This window comes from Buttiauxella noackiae ATCC 51607 (genome assembly GCF_001654865.1).
Classification (GTDB): domain Bacteria; phylum Pseudomonadota; class Gammaproteobacteria; order Enterobacterales; family Enterobacteriaceae; genus Buttiauxella; species Buttiauxella noackiae.
Genome location: NZ_LXEO01000063.1, coordinates 1 through 19,234, shown reverse-complemented (window position 1 = coordinate 19,234; position 19,234 = coordinate 1). Strand labels below are relative to the sequence as shown.

19 protein-coding genes are annotated in these 19,234 nt (G+C 50.1%); 5 read left to right on the top strand and 14 right to left on the bottom strand.

Annotated elements, in window-relative coordinates; genetic code table 11:
- Positions 1 to 239: 239 nt before the first annotated feature.
- A complete protein-coding gene (gene soxR, locus M979_RS19105; RefSeq protein ID WP_034456929.1) occupies positions 240 to 698 on the bottom strand; it encodes a redox-sensitive transcriptional activator SoxR in 459 nt (152 codons plus the stop codon).
- A gap of 85 nt (positions 699 to 783) precedes the next feature.
- On the opposite strand from soxR, the gene soxS reads away from it, so the two are divergent.
- The gene (soxS, locus tag M979_RS19100) at positions 784 to 1,107 is read left to right on the top strand and encodes a superoxide response transcriptional regulator SoxS (protein WP_034456930.1); all 324 of its coding nucleotides are present in this window, start codon (positions 784 to 786) and stop codon (positions 1,105 to 1,107) included.
- Between the two features lie 236 nt (positions 1,108 to 1,343).
- On the top strand, positions 1,344 to 1,625 hold the full coding sequence (locus M979_RS19095) for a YjcB family protein (protein ID WP_034456932.1): 282 nt from the start codon (positions 1,344 to 1,346) through the stop codon (positions 1,623 to 1,625).
- 70 nt (positions 1,626 to 1,695) lie between these two features.
- On the opposite strand, the gene M979_RS19090 is transcribed toward M979_RS19095, so the two are convergent.
- The 3 genes from M979_RS19090 to ssb1 all read right to left on the bottom strand — a co-directional run bounded on the left by M979_RS19090 (position 1,696) and on the right by ssb1 (position 4,521).
- Positions 1,696 to 2,472 (bottom strand): ABC transporter substrate-binding protein, encoded by a 777-nt coding sequence (locus M979_RS19090; protein ID WP_064556051.1) that lies wholly within the window; start codon positions 2,470 to 2,472, stop codon positions 1,696 to 1,698.
- 14 nt (positions 2,473 to 2,486) lie between these two features.
- Positions 2,487 to 3,665 (bottom strand): M20 aminoacylase family protein, encoded by a 1,179-nt coding sequence (locus M979_RS19085; RefSeq protein ID WP_064556050.1) that lies wholly within the window; start codon positions 3,663 to 3,665, stop codon positions 2,487 to 2,489.
- Between the two features lie 316 nt (positions 3,666 to 3,981).
- Positions 3,982 to 4,521 carry a single-stranded DNA-binding protein SSB1 gene (gene ssb1 / locus M979_RS19080; RefSeq protein ID WP_064515395.1) on the bottom strand — a complete coding sequence of 180 codons (540 nt, stop codon included), beginning with the start codon at positions 4,519 to 4,521 and terminating at the stop codon, positions 3,982 to 3,984.
- 228 nt (positions 4,522 to 4,749) lie between these two features.
- Here ssb1 and uvrA point away from each other — a divergent pair, with 228 nt between their 5' ends.
- The gene (gene uvrA / locus M979_RS19075) at positions 4,750 to 7,575 is read left to right on the top strand and encodes an excinuclease ABC subunit UvrA (RefSeq protein ID WP_034456951.1); all 2,826 of its coding nucleotides are present in this window, start codon (positions 4,750 to 4,752) and stop codon (positions 7,573 to 7,575) included.
- On the opposite strand, the gene M979_RS19070 is transcribed toward uvrA, so the two are convergent.
- From M979_RS19070 to dnaB, 5 genes are all read right to left on the bottom strand, one after another.
- Positions 7,576 to 7,929 (bottom strand): MmcQ/YjbR family DNA-binding protein, encoded by a 354-nt coding sequence (locus tag M979_RS19070; RefSeq protein WP_034456953.1) that lies wholly within the window; start codon positions 7,927 to 7,929, stop codon positions 7,576 to 7,578. It abuts the gene before it with no gap.
- 169 nt (positions 7,930 to 8,098) lie between these two features.
- Positions 8,099 to 8,812, bottom strand: a complete 714-nt coding sequence (aphA, locus tag M979_RS19065) for an acid phosphatase AphA (RefSeq protein WP_034456955.1) — start codon at positions 8,810 to 8,812, stop codon at positions 8,099 to 8,101.
- Between the two features lie 170 nt (positions 8,813 to 8,982).
- Entirely contained in the window at positions 8,983 to 10,176 is a 1,194-nt protein-coding gene (tyrB, locus tag M979_RS19060) for an aromatic amino acid transaminase (RefSeq protein WP_034456957.1), read from the bottom strand.
- A 192-nt stretch (positions 10,177 to 10,368) separates the two neighbouring features.
- Positions 10,369 to 11,448: an alanine racemase gene (alr, locus tag M979_RS19055; protein ID WP_064556049.1), complete on the bottom strand. Its 1,080-nt coding sequence runs from the start codon at positions 11,446 to 11,448 to the stop codon at positions 10,369 to 10,371.
- Positions 11,449 to 11,611: 163 nt separating this feature from the next.
- Positions 11,612 to 13,018, bottom strand: a complete 1,407-nt coding sequence (gene dnaB / locus M979_RS19050) for a replicative DNA helicase (protein WP_034456961.1) — start codon at positions 13,016 to 13,018, stop codon at positions 11,612 to 11,614.
- A gap of 78 nt (positions 13,019 to 13,096) precedes the next feature.
- Here dnaB and M979_RS19045 point away from each other — a divergent pair, with 78 nt between their 5' ends.
- Positions 13,097 to 14,080: a quinone oxidoreductase gene (locus tag M979_RS19045; protein WP_064556048.1), complete on the top strand. Its 984-nt coding sequence runs from the start codon at positions 13,097 to 13,099 to the stop codon at positions 14,078 to 14,080.
- Between the two features lie 214 nt (positions 14,081 to 14,294).
- On the opposite strand, the gene dusA is transcribed toward M979_RS19045, so the two are convergent.
- The 3 genes from dusA to M979_RS19030 form a co-directional block, all read right to left on the bottom strand.
- Positions 14,295 to 15,293, bottom strand: coding sequence for a tRNA dihydrouridine(20/20a) synthase DusA (gene dusA, locus M979_RS19040; protein ID WP_064556047.1), 999 nt, complete (start codon positions 15,291 to 15,293; stop codon positions 14,295 to 14,297).
- Positions 15,294 to 15,387: 94 nt separating this feature from the next.
- On the bottom strand, positions 15,388 to 16,695 hold the full coding sequence (locus M979_RS19035; RefSeq protein ID WP_064556046.1) for a conjugal transfer protein TraF: 1,308 nt from the start codon (positions 16,693 to 16,695) through the stop codon (positions 15,388 to 15,390).
- Between the two features lie 171 nt (positions 16,696 to 16,866).
- On the bottom strand, positions 16,867 to 17,391 hold the full coding sequence (locus M979_RS19030; RefSeq protein WP_064556045.1) for a cupin domain-containing protein: 525 nt from the start codon (positions 17,389 to 17,391) through the stop codon (positions 16,867 to 16,869).
- Positions 17,392 to 17,475: 84 nt separating this feature from the next.
- On the opposite strand from M979_RS19030, the gene zur reads away from it, so the two are divergent.
- The gene (gene zur / locus M979_RS19025) at positions 17,476 to 17,991 is read left to right on the top strand and encodes a zinc uptake transcriptional repressor Zur (RefSeq protein ID WP_034456970.1); all 516 of its coding nucleotides are present in this window, start codon (positions 17,476 to 17,478) and stop codon (positions 17,989 to 17,991) included.
- Between the two features lie 92 nt (positions 17,992 to 18,083).
- Here zur and M979_RS19020 read toward each other — a convergent pair whose 3' ends face one another.
- Together M979_RS19020 and dinF are read right to left on the bottom strand one after the other, a co-directional pair.
- Entirely contained in the window at positions 18,084 to 18,293 is a 210-nt protein-coding gene (locus tag M979_RS19020; protein ID WP_034457268.1) for a CsbD family protein, read from the bottom strand.
- A gap of 157 nt (positions 18,294 to 18,450) precedes the next feature.
- The coding region (gene dinF, locus M979_RS19015) for an MATE family efflux transporter DinF (RefSeq protein ID WP_074388685.1) at positions 18,451 to 19,234 on the bottom strand (784 nt) is incomplete at its 5' end.

Here is a 19,234-nt window from a genome sequence, read left to right as displayed (position 1 = left end):
GTGAAACATTAAAATTATTCAAAAAACACGCGATATCACCTTGAAACCTGGCCGAGCAGAACTACAATTAAATTGTCAGCGCAATCCGGAACCTCCTGAGAATGTGTGATTGAGGGACGCTGATGTCGGGGGAAACCCTCCTTGCGAAAAGCGGGATAGATCGAAAGACAAAGACCGGGAATAAACTAAAGCGCCGAAGTTGGGCGCTTTAGTTTTGCCTGCTATTCCTGCTATTAAGGTTAATCATCTTCCAGTAAACGAGCACCCGTCCCCTCTTCACCGAGTTTATCGCCTGGGTTTCGCAGCGGGCAGTCAGCACCCGATAGACAACCGCAGCCGATACAACCGTCCAGTTCGTCACGAAGTGCCGTCAGCGTATGAATGCGCCGGTCCAGTTCCTCGCGCCATTGCGACGACATTTTTTTCCAATCGTTCTTATTGATTTTGTGTCCATCGGGCAGCACGCCAAACTCTTCACCAATGGTCGACAGCGGAATGCCAATACGCTGCGCAATTTTAATAATGGCTACATTTCGCAGCACATCACGCGTGTAACGACGCTGGTTTCCGCTGTTTCTTCTGCTTTTGATAAGACCTTTGCTCTCGTAGAAGTGCAAAGCCGAAACGGCCACGCCGCTACGCTTCGCCACTTCGCCAGGACTGAGTAAGGGTTTAAAGCGCGGTAATTTCTTTTCCATAATGCTCTTTACCTCAAGTTAACTTGAGGAATTATACTCGCTGCCATTAGAACCAGCTAATTGAAATCGAGCTTGAGGATCGCTTATGGCACATCAGGACATTATTAAAACTTTGACTGAATGGATTGACGATCACATTGATCAACCGTTGAACATTGATGTTGTGGCAAAAAAATCAGGCTATTCAAAATGGTATCTTCAGCGGATGTTCCGCACGGTGAAACGCCAGACACTGGGTGAATACATTCGGCAGCGTCGCCTGTTGATGGCGGCCAAAGAGTTACGCAATACGCAGCGCCCGATCTTTGATATTGCGATGGACTATGGCTATGTCTCTCAACAGACATTTTCGCGTGTTTTCCGCCGCGAGTTCGACCGTACACCAACCGACTATCGCCACCACGCCTGAAGCTATTTGTGGAAGAATTGTTACCTGACAGCCCGATAAAATGGGTCAGAAAATGCGCCGCATAACTGGCGATTAAAAGAACAAGTGTGATATAGTTCACAAATCCTGTGAGACAGGATTCTTCTTACATTTTCTGTACCCACTCATTCCCCTGACGGTCCCTGAGCTGTATTTGCCGCGCCTTGTGTCGCGCGTAACCGTTGAGCGTGATGAGTTATGCTTAAGGAACAGTTTTCATGGCGGCAATTACTACCAGCGTTTTACTTATGCGCTGGCCTTTAGTCAGTGCGGTTTTGATGTTTTTAGCCAGCACATTGAACATCCAGTTTCGCAAATCCGACTACGCATTTTTAGCGCTGGTGAGCAGTGGTCTGGGTATCGCTGCATCTTTGTGGTTTGCAACGGGTTTGTTAGGGCTGACTCTGGCCGATTTCCCAGTAATTTGGGCATCGTTCAAAGACATCATGATTGAGATATCAAGCCATGCGCCGCCAGAATGGCCGATGGTGTTGACCTGATGGGTCTGATTTGAATTGATAACGGCCTCATTGCGAGGCCGTTTTTGTTTGTATCGCAAGCTAATACACATTACGTCCCGGAATAGATGTCGAAGCTAAAGTATTTCGAAGCGAGTTTCTTATAAGTGCCATCAGCAATAATCTGGCTTATCGCTCCATTTAGCGCTTCACGTAATTCGTTATCATCCTTTCGCAAACCAATTGCAGCACCAGCACCGAATAGTTCAGGGTCCTGTAATGCTCCGCCTATCATGGCAAAATCTTTACCCTGTGGTTTATTCAGGAAACTATATTCTGCCATGACCCCAGACAACACAGCACCATCAATACGCCCGGATTCTAAATCCTGAACGACCAAATCAGCCCCCTGATAAGCAACGACATTTACACCAGAATTACGCCAGTTTTTATTGGCATAGGTTTCCTGAGCCGATCCCTGCTCGACACCAATCGTTTTCCCTTTTAACAGTTCAAGCTCAGGTTTAATGTTGGTATTTTTATGTGCAACCAGAAATACTGGACCATTATAAATTTTATCGGTAAAAGCGACCTGCTCCTTTCTTTTCTCCGTCATATACATCCCGGAAAGAATGGCATCAAACTTCCTGGCTTGCAGTGCAGGAATAATCGCATCGAAATTATTCTCCACCCACACGCATTTCGCCTGAAGTTTCTCACAAATAGCATTCCCTAAATCAATATCAAAGCCGACAACTTTGCCAGTCGCGTCTTTTGACTCAAAAGGTGCAAATGTCGGATCAACACCAAAACGGATTTCTTTAATATTATTTGCCAATGCTGAAGTCGTCGCCAGCAGAGCAATTAATGGCAGTATGTATTTTTTCATATTAGCTCCGGCAATTAACGACAATAAGTTTGGACTAAGCGGGAAAAGAATGAGGCGCCGGTAGAAATAATGTCATCATTAAAGTCATACCCAGGGTTATGCACCATACAGCCACCCTTATATCCCTTCTCTCCATTCCCCAATAAGAAATAACTGCCCGGTCTTTCTTGCAGCATAAAAGCAAAATCTTCGCTGCCGGTCGACGGAAGAACTTTATCGAGCACAGCATCTTTGCCAAAGAACTCAACTGCCAGTTCCCGGGCAAATGCCGTTTGCTCATCATCGTTAATCAGCACTGGATAGGAGTCGTAGACTTCCACTTCACAACTTGCACCAAAACTTTTAGCGGTAAAATCCGCTAACTCTTCAATTCGTTTAATCAGCAGATCGCGAATTTCTGGTTTCATGGCACGCACGGTTAATTCCATCACCGCAGTGTCTGGGATAACGTTGGACGCAATACCCGACTGGAAGGTTCCAACAGTAACAATCGCGGTTTCGCCAGGTGTGACATTGCGGGAGACAATGGTTTGCAATGCGGTAATTAACGCCGCGCCCGTCACGATTGGGTCAACGGTACGTTGCGGATAAGCGCCATGGCCGCCGTAGCCTTTGATGGTGATTTTTACGGTATCTGCCGAAGCCATAAAGTTTCCTGAGTAGAAACCTAATTTTCCGGTCGGCAAGCCTGGCATATTGTGCAGGGCAAAAACACGGTCGCATGGGAAACGGTCGAATAATCCCTCTTTAATCATTAAGTCCGCACCGCCAATCGCTTCTTCGGCAGGTTGGAAAATGAGATGGACTGTGCCGTTAAATTCGCAGGATTCGGAAGCAATATATTTTGCAGCCGCTAATAAAATAGTGGTGTGCCCGTCGTGGCCGCAAGCGTGCATTTTCCCGGCCACGGTACTGGCCCAGGGTAAATTCGTTTCTTCAAAAATAGGGAGTGCGTCCATATCAGCCCGCAAGCCAATAGATTTATTCGAGTTCCCTTTTTTCAAAGAACCCACAACTCCAGTAGTGCCAATACCGCGCGTGACTTTATATCCCCATGATTCAAGTTGCTTTGCTACTAAATCGCTGGTTTTAAACTCTTCCAGACTTAATTCTGGGTTTGCATGTAGATAATGACGTATTGCAATCATCTCATCTTCTGATGCTTTTATTTCTGGAATAATACTATCCGTCATGCTGTTCTCCGGTGGAGTTATACCCGTCATACTTCAAGTTGTGGGGGTGTTGACTGCACTCACAAACCCCAGTCACTTACTAAAGTAAGCTCCTGGGGATTTGCTCCCTTGTCTCCTACCCACAACTCGAATTATTTAGGGTGTATAAGTGTGTGTTTGCACAAATTAACTTAGCTGGATAACGTTTTAATGCAAGCAGGAATACTTATGACGCGGAGTAATACATTCAGGTTATTAATAGTCGCTTTTACACACGTTAAAAAACAAAAAACCCCGCAAGCGGGGTTTTAGATAATGCTAAATGCCAGAACCATTATCAAAATGGAATATCGTCATCGAAATCCATTGGTGGTTCATTGTTAGATGGTGCCGGAGCGCTCTGCTGCGGGCGAGATTGTTGCGCACCGCCGCTGAACTGGTTGCCACCTTGCTGCGGTTGTTGAGGCTGACCCCAACCACCTTGCTGCTGGCCTGGAGCACCGCCGCCGGCAGGAGCACCACCCGCTGCGCGTCCACCCAACATTTGCATGGTGCCGCCAACGTTAACCACGATTTCGGTAGTGTACTTTTCAACACCAGCCTGGTCAGTCCATTTACGAGTTTGCAATGCACCTTCGATATAAACCTGGGAGCCTTTACGCAGGTATTCACCTGCTACTTCTGCCAGTTTGCCAAACAGCACTACACGGTGCCATTCAGTTTTTTCTTTGGTTTCGCCGGTTTGCTTATCGCGCCAGGACTCTGACGTGGCCAGAGTAATGTTGGCAACTGCGCCACCATTTGGCATGTAGCGTACTTCCGGGTCTTGACCCAGATTCCCGACGAGAATCACCTTGTTTACGCCTCTGCTGGCCATGATCGTGTCTCCTGAAACGTTTAATAAGTAGTGTAAACCCTCGATTCTACCACGCCACCCCTAATCTTTATAGCTGCGGGATGCATTCCAGAATGTCGGCGGGATATACATTATTGCATTAAAGCACTGGATATCCATTCAGGTTTTATTGTGTCATAATTAGCCGTTTGTGATCGTCGGCGGCCTCCAGTGCGGCCTGGCAAAAAGCGTTTAAACCGGGAAAGGTGAATGGATAAGATCGAAGTTCGGGGCGCCCGCACCCACAATCTCAAAAATATTAACCTCGTTATTCCACGCGACAAGCTGATTGTCGTGACTGGGCTTTCGGGTTCTGGCAAATCCTCACTGGCTTTCGACACCTTATACGCCGAGGGGCAACGTCGTTACGTTGAGTCCCTCTCCGCCTATGCGCGTCAGTTCCTGTCATTGATGGAAAAGCCTGATGTCGACCACATTGAAGGTTTGTCGCCTGCGATTTCTATCGAGCAGAAATCGACCTCTCACAACCCGCGTTCAACTGTCGGTACCATCACAGAAATTCATGACTACCTGCGCCTGCTATATGCCCGCGTAGGCGAGCCGCGTTGCCCGGATCACAATGTTACTCTGGCGGCGCAAACCGTGAGCCAGATGGTCGATAACGTTTTAGCTCAGCCGGAAGGCCGGCGCCTGATGCTGCTTGCGCCAATCATTAAAGATAGAAAAGGCGAGCACAGCAAAACGCTGGAAAACCTGGCAAGCCAGGGCTATATCCGTGCGAGGATCGACGGCGAAGTGTGCGATCTATCCGATCCACCAAAACTTGAGCTGCAAAAGAAACACACCATCGAAGTGGTGGTTGACCGTTTTAAAGTCCGTGAGGATTTAGCGCAACGTCTGGCCGAATCATTTGAGACAGCGCTGGATTTATCCGGTGGTTCTGCGGTTGTCGCCGATATGGATGACGAAAAAGCCGAAGAACTGCTGTTCTCTGCAAACTTTGCCTGCCCAATTTGTGGCTATAGCATGCGTGAACTGGAACCTCGTCTGTTCTCGTTCAACAACCCGGCCGGCGCCTGCCCAACCTGCGACGGGCTCGGCGTGCAGCAATATTTCGATCCGGATCGTGTTGTGCAAAACGGTGAGCTTTCCCTTGCTGGCGGCGCAATACGTGGCTGGGATCGCCGTAACTTCTATTACTTCACGATGATGCGTTCGCTCGCCGAACATTACAAATTCGATATCGAAACGCCGTGGAACGAACTGACAGCCAGCGTGAAAAGCGTAGTGCTTAACGGCTCCGGTAAAGAAAGCATTGAGTTTAAATATATAAACGACCGTGGCGACACCTCGGTGCGCCGGCATCCGTTTGAAGGCGTTCTGCATAATATGGAGCGCCGCTACAAAGAAACGGAGTCTTCCGCAGTACGCGAAGAGCTGGCGAAGTTTATCAGCAACCGTTCCTGCTCAAGCTGCGAAGGCACACGCCTGCGTCGTGAAGCACGGCATGTGTTTGTCGAAAACACCCCGCTGCCGACTATTTCAGACATGAGCATCGGCCATGCAATGGAATTCTTCCAGAACATGAAACTCAGCGGTCAGCGTGCGCAAATTGCTGAAAAAGTGCTGAAAGAGATTGGCGACCGCCTGAAATTCCTGGTGAACGTCGGCCTGAACTACCTATCTCTTTCACGATCCGCAGAGACACTTTCCGGTGGCGAAGCACAGCGTATCCGTCTGGCAAGTCAAATTGGTGCGGGTCTTGTCGGCGTGATGTACGTGCTGGATGAACCCTCTATCGGCTTGCACCAGCGTGATAACGAACGTCTGCTTGAAACGCTGATTCACCTGCGCGATCTCGGCAATACCGTGATTGTGGTAGAGCACGATGAAGATGCTATCCGCGCCGCAGACCATATTATCGATATCGGCCCTGGTGCCGGTGTGCACGGTGGTCAGGTGGTTGCTGAAGGCACCATGCAGGACATTATTGATGCGCCTGAATCCCTGACCGGGCAGTTCCTTAGCGGCAAACGTGAGATTGCTGTGCCGAAGAACCGCGTGCCTGCCGATCCGGAGAAAGTGCTGAAACTGGTTGGTGCAAAAGGCAACAACCTGAAAGACGTGACGCTAACGCTGCCGGTAGGTTTGTTCACCTGTGTGACCGGGGTTTCCGGTTCCGGGAAATCAACGCTGATTAACGATACCCTGTTCCCAATCGCCCAACGCCAGCTTAACGGCGCGACGATTGCGGAACCTGCGCCGTATCGCGACGTTCAGGGTCTGGAACATTTCGACAAAGTCATCGATATCGACCAAAGCCCGATTGGGCGAACACCACGTTCAAACCCTGCGACCTACACTGGCGTGTTTACGCCTGTGCGTGAGCTGTTTGCCGGAGTGCCGGAATCACGTGCGCGAGGTTATACGCCGGGTCGTTTCAGCTTTAACGTGCGTGGCGGGCGTTGCGAGGCCTGTCAGGGCGATGGCGTGATCAAAGTTGAAATGCACTTCCTGCCGGACATTTACGTGCCGTGCGACCAGTGCAAAGGCAAACGCTATAACCGCGAAACGCTGGAAGTTAAGTACAAAGGAAAGAGCATCCACGAAGTGCTGGATATGACCATTGAAGATGCTCGTGAGTTCTTCGATGCCGTTCCTGCACTAGCCCGTAAGCTGCAAACGTTAATCGACGTGGGCCTGTCTTATATTCGCCTGGGTCAGTCGGCAACGACGTTGTCCGGCGGTGAAGCGCAACGTGTGAAGCTGGCGCGAGAGCTTTCTAAGCGTGGCACCGGTCAGACGTTATACATCCTTGATGAGCCAACAACTGGCCTGCACTTTGCGGACATCCAGCAGTTACTGGAAGTTCTGCATCAGTTACGCGACCAGGGCAACACCATTGTGGTTATCGAACATAATCTGGACGTGATTAAAACCGCAGACTGGATTGTCGACCTTGGCCCAGAAGGCGGTAGCGGCGGTGGCGAGATTCTGGTTTCCGGGACGCCAGAAACAGTGGCAGAGTGCGAAGCATCTCATACCGCTCGTTTCCTTAAACCTTTGCTTAAATAGTTATCTCACATACTGCTGTCTGACTTGCTCAGGCAGCAGTGATAGTGCCTGCTGATATGAAGCATCCACCAGGTAATAAATTTGTGAGTCCGGAAGCGATCCATCCAGATAAAGCGTGCTCCAGTGCGCTTTATTGAGATGCGCGCTTGGAAAAACATCCTGATGCTGCGCGCGAAGTAAATCAGCCAGATCGGGACTTGCCTTCAGCGAAACCGCCGGTCTTTGTTCCACATCATGTACCATCGCGTACATCACATCCGCTACTTTGATTTGTGTGGCCTTCCAGTCGCTATGAACCGTTTGTTCCGCTCCGGGTTTGTTCATGCAGTACTGCAATAGATCCGAATTGGTCATTTTATTCCCCCTGAGAGACTCCCGTGAAAACGATGTGCTGACCAGTTTATGTCGCTGGCATCTCTAAGTGTGCGAGTAACTCGCCAAAAGTAAAACTCGAGCAGGGATTTTTGATGAAAAAAACGGCGATTTGCTTTCGCGTATCGCCGTGTTTAATCAGTGAATAAAATCAATATTCAGAGTTAACAATCACTTCCTCACCAAAAGCACCTGCTTTTGGCAACGGTTGATAACTTGAGTTTGAAGCACGTAGCAGGCGAATGCCCCTCGCACCTACGTCCTGAGCAGCAGTAATATCGCCGTCTGAATCACCGTAGAACACTTTGATTTTCTTATCTTTCAGCCACTGCGTCTTCGTATTTTGCCCGGGTTTATCACCCGCAAAAATAACCGGGTTAACGCTGGCTTGCGGGATCAGGAAATCATTTTGTAGCGTTTGGGTCACGGTTTCGGTTTTAGTCGGGCTACGGCCGGTCACAAAGTAGATGCTGTCGCCTCGTTTGAGGTGCATGGCGATAAGATTTTTCGCCACTTCTTTCGGCATACTGAACTCATCCCAACCGTTGTTCATTTTTTCCCAGAACTCAGGATTTTTCAGGTAATCCTGTTTCCCTGGAGAAAACTCTTTTTGCCCGCGATAGAAGCCAGGGCTTGAGAACAGTACCGTGTCGTCAATATCAAAGCCAACCGCTATCGGGGCACGCCCCAACAGGCTATTTTCAATTTGAGCAACAGAAACCCAGTGAACAGGGACTTGCTGCGCCAACTGCGCAACAGTCACGCCAGGGTTGAGTTGTGCAGGTACAGATTCTTTAGCAACAACAGACTGATTCAATCCCAATAACAAACAAACGGCACTTAATGCCATAGTTAGCTTACGCATCATTTTCCCTTTAATTATGATTAGTGAGGGTGATAAAGCAGAACAGATGGTCAAAAATCAATTCGACCATACCGATGCGAAAGCGCCATAGGAAGGAATTTTTCAAGATTTATCATAGAAAAAGGCGATGATCACACATCGCCTTTCTGGGACAAATAGTAAGTAAGCACTTACATTACGGCGGCAAACGCCTGTGCTACACGCTGTACGTTATTGCTGTTAAGCCCTGCGACACACATGCGCCCGCTGGCAATCAGATACACGCCAAACTCATCACGCAGGCGATCAACCTGTGCTGAACTTAGGCCGGTATAACTGAACATGCCACGTTGTTGCAGCAGATAGTCAAAGTTACGCTCTGGCATTTCGGCTTTCAGCACAGAAACCAATGCCTGGCGCATATCAAGAATGCGGCGACGCATGGTTTCAACTTCTGCCAGCCAGTTGGCTTTCAGTTGCTCGTCATTCAGAACAGCAGCCACAACCTGCGCACCAAAGTTTGGCGGGCTGGAGTAGTTACGACGCACGGTTGCTTTCAACTGGCCCAGTACACGGCTTGCCGTTTCAGCGTTTTCACACACTATCGACAACCCGCCGACACGTTCGCCATACAGTGAGAAGATCTTAGAGAAAGAGTTGCTGACTAACGCTGGCAGGCCAGCGCTGGCAATGGCGCGAATCGCGTAGGCATCTTCTTCCATACCCGCCCCAAAGCCCTGGTATGCAATATCCAGGAACGGAATCAGCTCGCGTGCTTTAAGAATTTCAACAACCACATCCCATTGCGCATCAGTCAGATCAGAGCCCGTTGGGTTATGACAGCAAGGATGCAGCAGCACAATGCTTTGTGCAGGTAGTGTTTGCAGGGTTTCCAGCAGTGCTTCGAAGCGTACACCGTTGGTTTCGCTATCAAACCATGGGTAGGTGTTTACCTCGAAACCGGCACCGCCAAAGATGGCGACATGGTTTTCCCACGTCGGATCGCTGACCCATACCTGGGAGTTCGGGAAATAAGTTTTCAGGAAATCCGCACCGACTTTTAAGGCGCCGGAGCCACCCAATGTTTGAATGGTCGCGATACGTCCTTCGAGTAGCGCCGGATGATTTGCGCCAAACAGCAGCGGGGCAATCGCGCTACGGTAGCTGTTCAGACCTTCCATCGGCAGATAAATAGATGCGCCATGCGGCTGAGAATTAAGGCGTTCTTCAGCCAGAGCAACGGCCTGTAGCTGCGGGATGACCCCATCTTCGTTGTAATAGAGGCCAATGCTGAGGTTTACCTTGTCGCTACGCGGATCAACTTTGAAACGTTCCATCAAGGAAAGGATGGGGTCGCCAGCATAGGCGTCAACTTTTTGAAACACGGTGAGGTTCTCCTGGTTTACAGTGTTGCGAACAACCAATGTAAACCGGAAGTTGGGGCGAGATCGAGCGGTTTGGTGAGTCTGCCGATATTTTGTCGGATGCCGAACGTCAGGTGGCGGCTTGCGCCTTACCCGACCTACAAAAACGGAGTTTGTAGGGTGGATAAGCGATAGCGCCATCCACCGAAGCGTTTAGTCCTGGTATTCCATCGCAACCCTTGACGTCAGGCGCGTGATAAGTTCGTAAGCACTCACTTTTGTGATTTCAGCAATACGTTCAACCGGCAGACTATCGCCCCACATCACCACGCTATCACCCACTTTGTCTGCTGACTGTGGGCCAAGATCGACACAAATCATGTCCATGGCAACGCGCCCGACAATGGGCACTTCACGGCCATTCACCAGCACAGGGGTGCCAGAAGGCGCCGCACGTGGATAGCCGTCACCATAACCAATAGCCACCACACCCAGACGAGTATCACGTTCGGCAATCCATGTACCGCCATAACCGACCGCTTCACCGGCTTTGTGCGCACGCACCGCGATCAGGCTGGAAGTCAGTGACATCACCGGCTGGCAACCAAAATCTGTGCCGCACGATTGTTGCTCCAACGGAGAAACGCCGTACAAGATAATGCCCGGACGAACCCAATCCATATGCGAATCCGGCCATAGCAAGATGCCACCAGATGCGCCAATAGAACGCTGGCCAGGCTTGCCCGCGGTAAACGAGTTGAAAATATCGAGCTGGCGCAGCGTGGCGTCAGACTCCGGCTCATCAGCGCGAGCAAAATGGCTGACGATATTCACCGGCTGGCTGACATTTTTACAGCGCGAAAGACGCTGATAAAACGCTTCGGCTTCTTCAGGCAAGATACCCAGGCGATGCATGCCAGTGTCCAGTTTCATCCACACGGTAATCGGATGGCTTAACTCGGCCTGCTCCAGTGCTTCAAGCTGTTCGATGCAGTGGACGGCGGTCTGGAAATTCTGCTCGGCAATGGTCGTAAGGTCGCTTGCATTAAAGAAACCTTCCAGCAGCAGAATGGGCTGAGTGATGCCCCCGGCACGTAAGCGAACACCTTCCTCAAGACGGGCAACGCCGAAAGCATCGGCATCAGTCAGTGTCTGGGCCGTCTCGAGCAGACCATGCCCATATGCGTTTGCTTTCACAACCGCCACCATACGGCTGGCAGGGGCCAGTTCGCGCAGGCGTTGCAGATTGTGTCGCAGAGCGCGGCGGTTAATTTTTACGGTTGCCGCTTGCATGTTTGTTCCTTGCTAAAAATAGTTATTTATTCTCATCAATCCTCTAAATCATTCGAGTCACAACAAGGCGGCCAGGGAGCTCATCCCGATGAGCTTACTAAAGTAAGTGATTCGGGTGAGTGAGTGCAGCCAACGCAGGTGTGGCTTGAAGGATGACGAGGATTTAGTCCTCATCATATTGAGGACCAGCATAGTTATCGAAACGCGAGAACTGGCCATTAAACGTCAGGCGCACGGTGCCGATTGGGCCGTTACGCTGCTTACCGAGAATGATTTGCGCGATGCCTTTCTCGTCACTGTTGTCGTTATAAACTTCGTCACGGTAGATGAACATAATCAAGTCTGCATCCTGCTCGATGGAGCCTGATTCACGTAAGTCGGAGTTTACCGGGCGCTTATCCGCACGTTGTTCCAGGGAACGGTTAAGCTGCGAGAGCGCAACGACTGGCACCTGCAACTCTTTTGCCAGCGCTTTTAGCGAGCGCGAAATCTCGGCAATCTCAAGTGTACGGTTGTCGGAAAGCGACGGTACACGCATCAATTGCAGGTAGTCGATCATGATCAGGCTCAGGCCGCCATGTTCGCGGTAGATACGGCGCGCGCGCGAACGCACTTCCGTTGGCGTCAGGCCAGACGAGTCATCAATGTACATATTGCGTTTTTCAAGCAAGATGCCCATGGTGCTGGAAATTCGCGCCCAGTCTTCATCATCAAGCTGGCCGGTACGGATTTTGGTTTGGTCAACACGCGACAGTGACGCCAGCATACGCATCATGATCTGCTCGCCGGGCATCTCGAGGCTGAAAATGAGAACCGGTTTTTCCTGCAACATCGCGGCGTTTTCGCACAAGTTCATCGCAAAGGTGGTTTTGCCCATCGACGGACGCGCCGCCACGATGATCAGATCCGATTTTTGCAGGCCAGCCGTTTTCTTGTTCAAATCCTGGTAGCCGGTATCAACGCCGGTTACGCCATCGTGTGGAGTCTGGTAGAGCGTTTCGATACGCGAGACGGTCGCTTCAAGGATTTGGTCGATACTTTTCGGACCTTCGTCTTTATTCGCGCGGCTCTCAGCAATCTGGAACACACGGGACTCGGCGAGATCGAGCAAATCTTCACTGGTTCGCCCTTGAGGGTCGTAGCCGGCATCCGCGATTTCATTCGCGACGGAAATCATTTCACGTACTACGGCACGTTCGCGCACGATATCAGCGTAAGCGCTGATGTTCGCCGCACTTGGCGTATTTTTTGATAATTCGGCCAGATAGGCGAAACCACCGACACTTTCCAGGTTGCCCTGAAGTTCCAGAGATTCAGAAAGCGTGATCAGATCGATTGGTTTGCTCATTTCGAGCAAACGCTGCATTTCGGTGAAGATCATGCGGTGTGGACGGCTGAAAAAATCGTTAGCCACGACGCGCTCGGAAACGTTATCCCAGCGTTCGTTGTCCAGCATTAAACCGCCCAACACCGACTGCTCCGCTTCCAGAGAATGTGGCGGCATTTTCAGCCCTTCCATCTGACGATCGCGGTGTTCGTTCGGTTTGTTGAAGGGTTTATTTCCTGCCATAGTGAGGGAGTTACCAAAATCAGATAAGAGAGACGAGAGTTTACTCTATCTCCCTCCGAGGAAACAGAAGGAGTTCTCATGGCAACACGCATTGAATTTAGTCAACATGGCGGCCCTGAAGTCTTAAAAGTTGTCGAATTTAGCCCTGCCACACCTGCAGAACATGAAGTACAAGTTGAGAACAAAGCGATTGGTATCAACTACATCGACACCTATATTCGCAGCGGTTTATACCCACCTCCGATGCTGCCAAGCGGCCTCGGCACTGAAGCTGCGGGCGTAGTCAGTAAAATTGGTAGCGCGGTAACACATATTAAAGTTGGCGATCGTGTGGTCTACGCACAGTCCGGACTCGGCGCTTACAGCAGTGTGCATAACGTACCGGCAGATAAAGTTGCAAAACTCCCGGATGCTATCTCTTTCGAACAAGCTGCTGCTTCCTTCCTTAAAGGGCTGACGGTCTATTATTTGCTGCGTAAAACCTACGATATCAAACCTAATGAAGTGTTTCTGTTCCATGCAGCCGCCGGTGGCGTTGGGCTAATTGCCTGCCAGTGGGCCAAAGCGCTGGGCGCAAAACTGATTGGTACGGTGGGATCGGCACAAAAGGCAGATAGCGCCAAAAAAGCAGGGGCCTGGCAGACCATTAATTACCGCGAAGAGAACCTCGTCGAGCGTGTAAAAGAGATTACTGGCGGCAAAAAAGTGGCGGTGGTGTATGACTCGGTTGGGAAAGATACCTGGGAGTCATCGCTGGATTGTCTTCAGCGCCAGGGGTTAATGGTGAGTTTTGGCAACTCCTCCGGCCCGGTAACAGGTGTGAACCTTGGGATTCTCAACCAGAAAGGCTCACTGTATGTTACTCGTCCGTCACTCAATGGTTACGTGACCACGCGTGAAGAGCTTGAGGAAGCCTGCAACGAGCTGTTCTCGTTGATTGCCAGCGGCGTGATAAAAGTGGATGTGGCTGAAAACCAGAAGTTTGCCTTGAGCGATGCTGCTCTGGCTCATACAACACTGGAGAGCCGCAGTACGCAAGGCTCTAGTTTACTGATTCCATAAAAGAATTTGGGCCTCCCGAGGGAAGCCCATTCTTTTTTTGTTCGCTCTGTATGTAGGGTACAGCGCGATGAATTCGTTTTTTCGTAACCCAGTAATATTGTCAGATTTGGTAAATAATTGATATGCCGTAACCCGCAAACTTAGCCGAAAAGATACGAGGTTGTGATCAACTCCGCAATACCTTAGCAATTTACACGGTTATTGCGGGCAAAAATTAGCGCTTATCCGCGACTAATGACAAAGCATGTTCAACGACAGAAATCCCCGCGCCGGCTTTATGCGCATTTTCACTCAGGTAACGACGCCACTGGCGCGCACCAGGAATCCCCTGGAACAGGCCTAACATATGGCGAGTAACATGGCCTAAATAAGTACCGTTTGCCAGTTCACGCTCAATGTACGGATACATGGCACGCACCGCCGCAACGGTGTCAACTTCCGGCGTATCAAGGCCAAAAATCTCCCGATCAACTGCCGTCAGTAAACCTGGATTCTGGTAGGCTTCGCGCCCAACCATCACGCCATCCATATGTTCCAGATGCGTTTTCGCCTCTTCCAGCGTTTTAATACCGCCGTTAATTGCCATTGTGAGATGTGGGAAATCACGTTTGAGTTGGTAAACACGTGGGTAATCCAGTGGCGGAATCTCACGGTTTTCTTTCGGGCTTAAACCGGAAAGCCAGGCTTTACGGGCATGGATGATAAACATCTCGCATTCACCCTTCCCGGCTACCGTGCCAATAAAATCGCAAAGAAATTCGTAGCTATCCTGGTCATCAATGCCGATACGGGTTTTGACGGTAACCGGAATAGAAACCACATCACGCATCGCTTTAATACAATCGGCAACGCGCTGCGCATCAGCCATCAGACACGCGCCAAACATGCCGTTTTGTACGCGGTCAGATGGACAGCCGACATTCAGATTAATTTCGTCGTATCCACGCTCTTGCGCCAGTTTCGCGCAAATAGCCAGTGCAGCCGGATCGCTGCCACCTAATTGCAGCGCGATAGGGTGCTCGTCTTCGCTGTACGCCAGATAGTCTCCTTTGCCATGAATAATCGCACCGGTTGTCACCATTTCGGTGTACAGCAGTGTCTGACTTGATAACTGACGCAAAAAATAACGGCAGTGGCGGTCGGTCCAGTCAAGCATCGGTGCAATAGAGAAACGATGTGGCTGGAAAGGAGTCTGGTTAGTTTGTGAGGACATAGGCGCTGGCATTTACGGGCTACGGTTAAAAAAGGGTCGCTACTATAGCATAAAGCAGCGTCGGGACACCCGCTCGTCCCGACGGCTAAATTTATCAGAAGGTCACGCTAAGCTGCGCTCCGGCACCCCACGTCTGGTCTTCGCCGTACAATCCCATTAAATCAACATGAACACGATTAAATGGCGCAAAACCAACGCCGCCGGTAAAGACGTTGCTGTCGTTTGATTTGACGTCGGCACGATAACCCGCACGCACGGCAAGCCAGGACAGCGGAGTAATTTCCGCCCCCACGCCTACGTACTGCGAGTTTTCTTCGCTTTTGAAACCTTTGGTTTCGGTGAGATCGCCATCGGCGCTAAGGGTGATGAGATCGTTATGCCAGGCCACACCCGCCGTCACTAATGGACGAATCTGGTATGTGTCTTTGTAGTTCGTTGTCTCACCGGTTCTGCCATTGGTGATCAGAATATCTTTGGTATCAATGTCACGCGAAATCAGGTTCTGGCCGCTCAGACCGACCGTCCAATTTTCGCCGAGATCGGCCGCCAGGCCCGCATCCACGTTAAAACCGGTATCATCATTGCGGTAGCGACTATTGTTCCAGTCATCGCTGTTGTAGGAATAAATCGAAGTGGTGTAGTTATACAACCAGGTTTTTTGCAGCTTAGGCGTAACACCTACGGAAACCGGCACTCCGCCAAGATCAAATTGCTTCGCCATCGCCACGCCGTAATCAGAGACGATTGCCGCACGGCCAGAAGCGGTAGAGTTCAAATTGCTGGTAATAACATCGGAGCCATTAACAGCTGCGTCCAGTGCAACGCTCCGGGCCACAGCCCTGGAGTCTGCGATACTATTGAGATAATCAATATCTTGCTGATCAATTGAAGAGTTGACGTGCGCACGCGCATAAGCCTTCGTGACAAAAGCCACCGACAGCACATCGTTTGGAATACTTACGGCGATGCTGGCACCTGCTTTTGCATTCGCCGTTTTGCCTTTCAGGTCTTCAAGCTCACCCGCCAAATCACCCGCAGCCCCCTGAAGCTGATTGAGCGAACCATTTGGGTTAAAAAGGATATCCTGCAGGGTAAGATCGTCTATAACATCTTTGTATTGATTGACCTTATCGCTAATGTCATCAATCTGATCCTGCAGATTATCTTTATCGGTAATTTGTGCACTCACAGACGGCAGAATCACCGTCACAGTATCGTCCTGCTTAGCCTTAGCCAGCAGTGCGGGGTTCGTAAGCACCCCACTTCCGTAGCTCGCGGAAGCGACACCCGTTCCACCCATTGCATCACTTCGTGCTTCAGACCAGGTGCCCGCCGCAGAAGCGTGATTTGCCATAAATAAAGATGCGGCGCTAAACGCCGCCAAAGTTTTCAATTTTTTCATTCACCACACGTCCGTCTGTTAATCAGATGTAATTACTGCCCCTGCCAGTTATGACTGAACAGAGGCGGACTATTGCTGTGAATAAAAGGCTGAAAAGTGGGCTGTTTCGCCCATCGGAATCCCGTTTCTATCCTTCAGGATTATGAGTTCAAAATTTCCATGCAAACTTATTTATAGTTTACCGTTCGGTTTTCGTGAAGGCTGACCGTCATGTGGACCGAAAAATTGCGGGGGGTGATCAATCCAGCGATCCTGACGCTGTGCGGCATAGCTTGCGTTTAGTGGGTAATAAATTCGGTTCTCAGCTTTGTTTGCCTCCCCCACAATCAGCAGCCGGACTTCATGCTCGGTGTTGTTGATAAAGGTATGGCAGATGCCTGTTCCTGCCGGGAAACCAACGCTATCGCCAGGCTCAAGTGGGTAAAGGTGCCCGTTAATCCATACCTGTGGATGTCCTTCGAGCACATAAGCAAACTCTTCTTCGCTGCTTTCGGCATGAGGATAAGATGTGCGACGACCAGGTAGCAGGCGCTCATGATGAATTCCAAGACGATTAAGACCCAGCTTGCGGGCCAGTGGCGCGCCAATAGAAAACCGTTCTGCACTGTCTGGATAAGTCGAATCATCGTCACCTTCTATTTCCTTCCAGTGGCGAATGCAATCAGGTTTATTTAAAACAAACTCCGGGATAGTCATCTCAAAAGGTCGTGGCTAAGCGCACCACTCGGCGTTTTTTGTGCGTTGTGATAAAGTGTAGGGCTAATCTACGGGGGAATACTGATGGACATCACGACTTCACAAAACGTGTTAGCGCAGGCTGAAAAACTATGCGAGCTGCGTAATGTGCGCCTGACACCACAACGTCTTGAAGTATTGCGTTTGCTGACTCAGCAAGCTGGTGCTATCAGTGCTTATGATTTGCTGGATTTACTGCGTGCCAGCGAACCGCAAGCTAAACCTCCGACAGTGTATCGTGCACTCGATTTTCTGCTCGAACAAGGTTTTATACACCGTGTAGAGTCCACCAACAGCTATGTGTTGTGCAATCTTATCGATCAGCCAATTCACTCATCTGCAATGTTTATTTGTGACCGATGTGGTGCGGTGAAGGAACGTAGTGCGGAAGGTGTGGAAGATATCATGCACCAACTGGCTGCCCAACTAGGATTTGCTTTGCATCATAATGTTATTGAGGCACATGGTTTATGCAGCGCGTGTGCAGAAGTAGAAGCTTGTAGCCATCCTGATGCTTGCGGGCATGATCACTCAATTCAATCGAAGAAAAAGTCGCGCTAAACAGCGTTGATTTGAAAGGAAGGGAAAGGAACGGTACCTCCATGTACCTGGGCGGGTAGCCTATGAGATTTCACACATCTGAGAGTTGCTGATTACCAGCGGTACTTGTTATGTGTTTCCCACTCACCGACTTCTTTCTCTGCCTGATCCTTCTGGTATCCATAGCGTTCCTGGATTTTACCGACTAGCTGATCGCGTTTGCCTTCGATGACAGTCATATCATCATCAGTCAGCTTGCCCCATTTCTCTTTTACTGTGCCTTTGAACTGTTTCCAGTTACCGCCGATTTCGTCTTTATTCATATTAATATCCTCATCGTATCGGTTAAGAACTGCTAAATAATTACCAACGTCCATTGTGTTGCCGTTCGACTAACACCCACTATCTGCTGGACGTGATAATAATTGTAGCCAAGGATATGGCAGTATGGATAAAACTAAGAATCTTTAACCACATGGCTTAAATTTGTACATTGGTAAACCAACTATTTTGCCGCCAGTGGCGACGCCAAATCCACCCCAAAGACAAGCCTCGTAGTGCCAGAAACACCGCGATGGATAGCCACAAGCCGTGATTGCCTAAATATGGAACCGTGAAGAGCGTTAGCCCGAAACCCAGAGCGGCAACCGCCATGCTATTTCGCATCTCAGCGCCTCTTGTCGCGCCAATAAACATCCCATCCAGCAAGTAGCACCAGACACCGACTACGGGTAACACAATCTGCCAGTGGAGATAGCGATCGGCCTGGAGCTGTAATTGGGGAATGGACGTCAGAAGAGAAACAATTTGCTCACCAAACAGGGCATACACAAGGGCAAACATCAGCGCGACCAAACCCGCCTGGCGACAAGCCGCACCCCAGACCTCGAGTAATTGACCGCGATTTTTTGCACCATAGGCTTGCCCGGAATGGGCTTCGACGGCATAGGCAAAACCATCAAGCGCATAAGCGGTAAACGTCAGAAGCGTCATCAACACCGCATTGACGGCTACGATTTCGCTGCCCAGGCGCGCACCGAATATAGTCACTGAGGCGAAACAAACCTGTAGCAGCAGCGAGCGCAACATGATGTCCCGATTGAGCGCCAGCAAGCGGCGAACATTGCCACGCCACGAGTTTTTGAGCATCTCAAAGCTGATACCCCGTAACCCCATCACCTTTTTCACCATCAGCAATCCGATGATAAATGTCGCGTATTCAGCAGTGACAGTCGCAAGCGCCGCCCCCTGAACATCCATATGC

Excerpts from the sequence above, each read along its gene's own strand:
- soxR (WP_034456929.1), bottom strand. The coding sequence starts at position 698 with ATGGAAAAGAAATTACCGCGCTTTAAACCCTTACTCAGTCCTGGCGAA.
- soxS (WP_034456930.1), top strand. The coding sequence starts at position 784 with ATGGCACATCAGGACATTATTAAAACTTTGACTGAATGGATTGACGAT.
- M979_RS19095 (WP_034456932.1), top strand. The coding sequence starts at position 1,344 with ATGGCGGCAATTACTACCAGCGTTTTACTTATGCGCTGGCCTTTAGTC.
- M979_RS19090 (WP_064556051.1), bottom strand. The coding sequence starts at position 2,472 with ATGAAAAAATACATACTGCCATTAATTGCTCTGCTGGCGACGACTTCA.
- M979_RS19085 (WP_064556050.1), bottom strand. The coding sequence starts at position 3,665 with ATGACGGATAGTATTATTCCAGAAATAAAAGCATCAGAAGATGAGATG.
- ssb1 (WP_064515395.1), bottom strand. The coding sequence starts at position 4,521 with ATGGCCAGCAGAGGCGTAAACAAGGTGATTCTCGTCGGGAATCTGGGT.
- uvrA (WP_034456951.1), top strand. The coding sequence starts at position 4,750 with ATGGATAAGATCGAAGTTCGGGGCGCCCGCACCCACAATCTCAAAAAT.
- M979_RS19070 (WP_034456953.1), bottom strand. The coding sequence starts at position 7,929 with ATGACCAATTCGGATCTATTGCAGTACTGCATGAACAAACCCGGAGCG.
- aphA (WP_034456955.1), bottom strand. The coding sequence starts at position 8,812 with ATGCGTAAGCTAACTATGGCATTAAGTGCCGTTTGTTTGTTATTGGGA.
- alr (WP_064556049.1), bottom strand. The coding sequence starts at position 11,448 with ATGCAAGCGGCAACCGTAAAAATTAACCGCCGCGCTCTGCGACACAAT.
- dnaB (WP_034456961.1), bottom strand. The coding sequence starts at position 13,018 with ATGGCAGGAAATAAACCCTTCAACAAACCGAACGAACACCGCGATCGT.
- M979_RS19045 (WP_064556048.1), top strand. The coding sequence starts at position 13,097 with ATGGCAACACGCATTGAATTTAGTCAACATGGCGGCCCTGAAGTCTTA.
- dusA (WP_064556047.1), bottom strand. The coding sequence starts at position 15,293 with ATGTCCTCACAAACTAACCAGACTCCTTTCCAGCCACATCGTTTCTCT.
- M979_RS19035 (WP_064556046.1), bottom strand. The coding sequence starts at position 16,695 with ATGAAAAAATTGAAAACTTTGGCGGCGTTTAGCGCCGCATCTTTATTT.
- M979_RS19030 (WP_064556045.1), bottom strand. The coding sequence starts at position 17,391 with ATGACTATCCCGGAGTTTGTTTTAAATAAACCTGATTGCATTCGCCAC.
- zur (WP_034456970.1), top strand. The coding sequence starts at position 17,476 with ATGGACATCACGACTTCACAAAACGTGTTAGCGCAGGCTGAAAAACTA.
- M979_RS19020 (WP_034457268.1), bottom strand. The coding sequence starts at position 18,293 with ATGAATAAAGACGAAATCGGCGGTAACTGGAAACAGTTCAAAGGCACA.